This window comes from Nocardia sp. NPDC060220 (genome assembly GCF_042727815.1).
Lineage (GTDB): Bacteria > Actinomycetota > Actinomycetes > Mycobacteriales > Mycobacteriaceae > Nocardia.
Genome location: NZ_JBHWZY010000591.1, coordinates 1 through 4,412 on the forward strand (window position 1 = coordinate 1; position 4,412 = coordinate 4,412).

The 4,412-nt window shown below is 67.0% G+C and carries 3 protein-coding genes and 1 pseudogene; all 4 read left to right on the forward strand.

Translation table 11 applies throughout. The features are described 5' to 3' along the window. Positions 1–18: 18 nt before the first annotated feature. The gene (locus tag ACFWF3_RS25790; RefSeq protein ID WP_378995651.1) at positions 19–1,056 is read left to right on the forward strand and encodes a branched-chain amino acid ABC transporter permease; all 1,038 of its coding nucleotides are present in this window, start codon (positions 19–21) and stop codon (positions 1,054–1,056) included. Continuing rightward, complete coding sequence (locus tag ACFWF3_RS25795) at positions 1,053–2,477, forward strand: branched-chain amino acid ABC transporter permease (protein WP_378995649.1); 1,425 nt, start codon at positions 1,053–1,055, stop codon at positions 2,475–2,477. Before ACFWF3_RS25790 ends, ACFWF3_RS25795 begins: the two co-directional genes overlap by 4 nt. Before the next feature lie 41 nt (positions 2,478–2,518). Further along, positions 2,519–3,382 (forward strand): annotated as a pseudogene (locus ACFWF3_RS25800) (ABC transporter ATP-binding protein); the annotation flags it as partial. A gap of 183 nt (positions 3,383–3,565) precedes the next feature. After that, positions 3,566–4,261, forward strand: a complete 696-nt coding sequence (locus ACFWF3_RS25805; RefSeq protein ID WP_378995800.1) for an ABC transporter ATP-binding protein — start codon at positions 3,566–3,568, stop codon at positions 4,259–4,261. Positions 4,262–4,412: the final 151 nt, after the last annotated feature.

Sequence of the window (4,412 nt, forward strand, 5' to 3'; positions counted from 1 at the left end):
CCTGACGCGAGAGTAACCATGACATCAGCGGCTTCGCTCGGTGTGACCCTGTTGGCCGAAGGGTCCATCGATTTCAACGTCTCCGGGGTGATCGACCAGTTCTGGCGATTGACCGTGGACGGCCTCACCTATGGCTCGATCTACGCCCTGGTCGCTGTCGGCTACACGCTGGTCTACGGCGTGCTCCGACTGATCAACTTCGCCCACTCCGAGATCTTCATGCTCGGCATGTTCGGCACCTACGTGGGACTGGAACTGCTCGGCTTCGCGCCCAGCGGCAACGTGTATTCCCAGGGTGTCCTGCTGACAGTGCTGTACCTGGGCTTGGCGATGCTGTTCGGCATGCTCGTCTCGGGCATCGCGGCGGTGGGGCTCGAACGAGTCGCCTACCGGCCGCTGCGCAGGCGCGGCGCGAAACCGCTGGCGTTCCTGATCACCGCGATCGGTATGTCGTTCGTGATCCAGGAATTCGTGCACTACATCCTGCCCAAGATCAAGCCGGGGCTCGGCGGCTCCAACGCCCAGACCGGTATCCGGCTCGTGGAGCCGAAGGTGCAGTTCAGCTTCCTCGGCGCGCAGGTCACCAATGTGGCGCTGGTGATCATCGCCGCGGCCGTCGTGCTCGCGATCACCACCGAAATCGTCATCAACAGAACCAAATTCGGCCGCGCCATCCGCGCGGTCGCCCAGGACCCCGACACCGCCACCCTGATGGGTGTCTCGCGTGAGCGGGTCATCGTGCTGACGTTCCTCATCGGCGGTCTGCTGGCAGGCGCGGCCGCGATGTTGTACACGCTCTACATCCCCACCGGCATCATCTTCTCCGGCGGTTTCATCCTCGGTATCAAGGCGTTCAGCGCCGCGGTGCTCGGTGGCATCGGCAACCTGCGCGGCGCGCTGCTCGGCGGGTTGATCCTCGGCATCGCCGAGCAGTACGGGCAGATCCTGTTCGGCACCGAATGGCGTGACGTGGTCGCGTTCGTGCTGCTGGTGACCGTGCTGATGTTCCGGCCGACCGGCATCCTCGGCGAGAGCCTGGGGAGGGCACGCGCATGACAGACCTGACGAAAACCCCGAAAGCGCCTGTCGCACAGCAGGATCGACGTGGCATCGGCGATGCGATCCGGGTCTGGTGGGACGGGCTCTCGCGTCCGGCCCAGTGGGCCGTTGGCGTGCCGATCATCGCCTTGCTGGCGCTGATGCCGCTGTTCCCGCCCCCGCTGCTCGACACTCCGGGCGTGAGCTTCGGCGGTGTGATGGCGCAGTTCGCCATGTACGCGCTGATCGCCATCGGCCTGAACGTGGTGGTCGGCCAGGCCGGTCTGCTCGACCTGGGTTATGTCGGCTTCTATGCCGTCGGCGCCTACACGGTCGGCCTGCTGACCAGTCCGAACAGTCCGTGGAACCAAACCGACGGCGGCTGGCTGCAACCCGGCTGGGCGTGGGTGGCCTGCCTGCCGATCGCGATCGCGCTGACCGCGCTCGCGGGCCTGATCCTCGGCGCGCCGACCCTGCGGCTGCGCGGTGACTACCTCGCGATCGTGACGCTGGGCTTCGGTGAGATCGTCCGGCTGATGGCCGACAACCTGGGCGACCTGACCAACGGCAGCCTCGGGCTGTCCAAGATCGCCTACCCCACGGTCGGCGAATCCGAGGCGCACCCCGGTGGTTTCTTCTCCCCGGGCAACCTCGGCGACACCAGCAGCTGGAATCCCTTCCAGCGGGCCAGCAACGGCACCTGGTGGTTCTGGCTCGGTATGGCCTTCGTGATCGTGGTGCTGCTGATCATCGGCAACCTCGAGCGCAGCCGGGTCGGGCGCTCCTGGGTCGCCATCCGCGAAGACGAGGACGCCGCCGAGATCATGGGCGTGCCGACCTTCAAGTTCAAGCTGTGGGCGTTCGTGATCGGCGCCTCGGTCGGCGGTCTGTCCGGCGCGATGTACGCCGGTCAGGTCACCTACGTCAACCCCAAACAGTTCGACATCATCTTGTCGATGTTGTTCCTGTGCGCGGTGGTGCTGGGTGGTTCGGGCAACAAGCTCGGCGTGATCGTCGGCGCGTTCCTCATCGCCTACCTGCCGATGCGGTTGCAGTCGGTGCAGCTGGTGTCCAGCGAGTCGACCGGTTACCTGCTGCTCGGCCTCGATGTCGCGCTGCTGATCGGGCTGTGGTTGCTGTGGCGGTGGAAGAAGGACGCGCTGGCCGCGTGGGTCCGGCGGACAGTGATCGGCGTGGCGATCGTCGCGGTGATCCTCGGCCTGCTGCTGTTCGGCAGTGTGTTGCTGTTCCGTCCGGGCGGCGCCCAGAACCTCGGTGACCTGAAGTACCTCTACTTCGGCATCGCGCTCGTGGTGATGATGATTCTGCGGCCACAGGGTCTGTTCCCGGTGCGGCAGAAACTGCTCGCCTACGGCAGACAGGTGTACCAGGCGGTCGTGCGCAAGCCGGCGGCCGAATCGATCGGAGCAGGGCGATGACGGGGCCGGGCGCGGGAGACGCGCTGTACGACAACGAAGACATGAAGGCCGGCTACCAGCCGCCGCCCGAGGTCGAGCCGACCGGCGAGGTCGACGTCACCGCGGTGCTGCCCGAGCTCGCCGATGCCGAGACCGTCGCCGAGGTGGTCGCGCCGCATCGCGAGATCGAGACCGCGGTGGGCGAGCCCCTGCTGCGTACCGACGGTCTGACCGTCAAGTTCGGCGGTCTGACCGCGTTGGACGGGGTCAGTTTCGAGATCCGTCGCGGCGAGATCCTCGGCCTGATCGGCCCCAACGGCGCGGGTAAGACCACCTGCTTCAACGCCATCACCGGCGTCTACAAGCCCGCGTCGGGCAGCGTGCACTTCGACGGTCGGCCGCTGGCCAAGACCAAGCGCAACGAGATCACCCGGATGGGTATCGCGCGCACGTTCCAGAACGTGCGGCTGTTCGGCGAGATGACGGCGCTGGAGAACGTGGTCGTCGGCACCGACGCGCGCCACACCACCTCGGTGCCCGGCGCGGTGTTCCGCACGCCGAAGTTCCGGCGCGAGGAGCGTGATGCCATCGAACGCGGCATGGCGCTGCTCGAGTTCGTCGGCATCGCGCCACGCGCGGTGGAGAAGGCCCGCAACCTGTCCTACGGCGATCAGCGCAGGCTAGAGATCGCGCGGGCGCTGGCCACCGAGCCCAAGCTGCTGTGTCTCGACGAGCCGGCTGCCGGTTTCAATCCCAGCGAGAAGTCGGCGCTGATGGACCTGATCCGCAAGATCCGCGACGACGGCTACACCGTGCTGCTCATCGAGCACGACATGCGCCTGGTGATGGGCGTGACCGACCGGATCGTGGTCCTGGAGTTCGGGCGCAAGATCGCCGACGGCCTGCCCACCCAGGTGCGTGAGGACCCGGCGGTGATCGCGGCCTACCTCGGCGTGCCCGACGCGGACACGATCGAGGAAGTGCGCGAGGGATCGGTCGCCGCCGCGGAGGAGGGGGCGACGCCGGTGGCGGACGCCGTGGTGGTGCGCTCGCGGGACGAGCCGGAGGCCGTGGTCGAGACCGAGGCGCCGCTGCTCGAGGTCCAGGACATGGTCGTGAACTACGGCCGGATCCAAGCGCTGCACGGCATTTCGCTGTCGGTCGCCCAGGGTGAACTGGTGACTCTGCTCGGCGCCAACGGCGCGGGCAAGACCACCACCATGCGGGCGATGTCGGGCCTGCTGCCGCTCACCTCGGGCCGAATCCTGTTCCAGGGCAAAGACATCACCACCATGAAAGCGCACGATCGGGTGGTCGAGGGTCTCATCCAGGCGCCGGAGGGCCGCGGTGTCTTCCCGGGCATGACGGTCGCGGAGAACCTCGACATGGGTTGCTACGGTAGGCCTTTCGAGAAGAAGACCGAGTATCAACAGACCCTGGACTGGGTCTTCGAACTGTTCCCCCGCCTGGCCGAACGTCGCAAGCAGGTCGGCGGCACGATGTCGGGCGGCGAACAGCAGATGCTCGCGATCGGCCGCGCCCTCATGGCCCGGCCGAAGCTGCTGCTGCTCGACGAACCCTCGATGGGTCTGGCCCCCATGGTGATCCAGCAGATCTTCCGGATCATCAGCGAGATCAACCGCCAGGGCACCACCGTGCTGCTCGTGGAACAGAACGCCCAACAGGCCCTGACCCGCAGTGATCGCGCCTACATCCTGGAAACCGGCGAGGTCACCAAGTCCGGTCCGGGTGCGGGATTGCTCACCGACCCTGCGGTCATGTCGGCCTACCTGGGCGTCGACTAATTGCCGGCGGCGCGGGGACTCTCGACGATGCGGCGGGGAGTCGCGGGTGCGAGGGTCACCTGCGTTCGGTTGTCCCAGGCGGTTCGACGCTGTGTTTGTTGGAGCGCTGGCGCGCTCGAGTCGCGGCCCTGAGGGGCCGCCGGTTAGGGAC

Bases quoted from the DNA above. Each gene is read 5' to 3' on its own strand.
- ACFWF3_RS25790 (WP_378995651.1), top strand. From the start codon at position 19: ATGACATCAGCGGCTTCGCTCGGTGTGACCCTGTTGGCCGAAGGGTCC.
- ACFWF3_RS25795 (WP_378995649.1), top strand. From the start codon at position 1,053: ATGACAGACCTGACGAAAACCCCGAAAGCGCCTGTCGCACAGCAGGAT.
- ACFWF3_RS25805 (WP_378995800.1), top strand. From the start codon at position 3,566: ATGGTCGTGAACTACGGCCGGATCCAAGCGCTGCACGGCATTTCGCTG.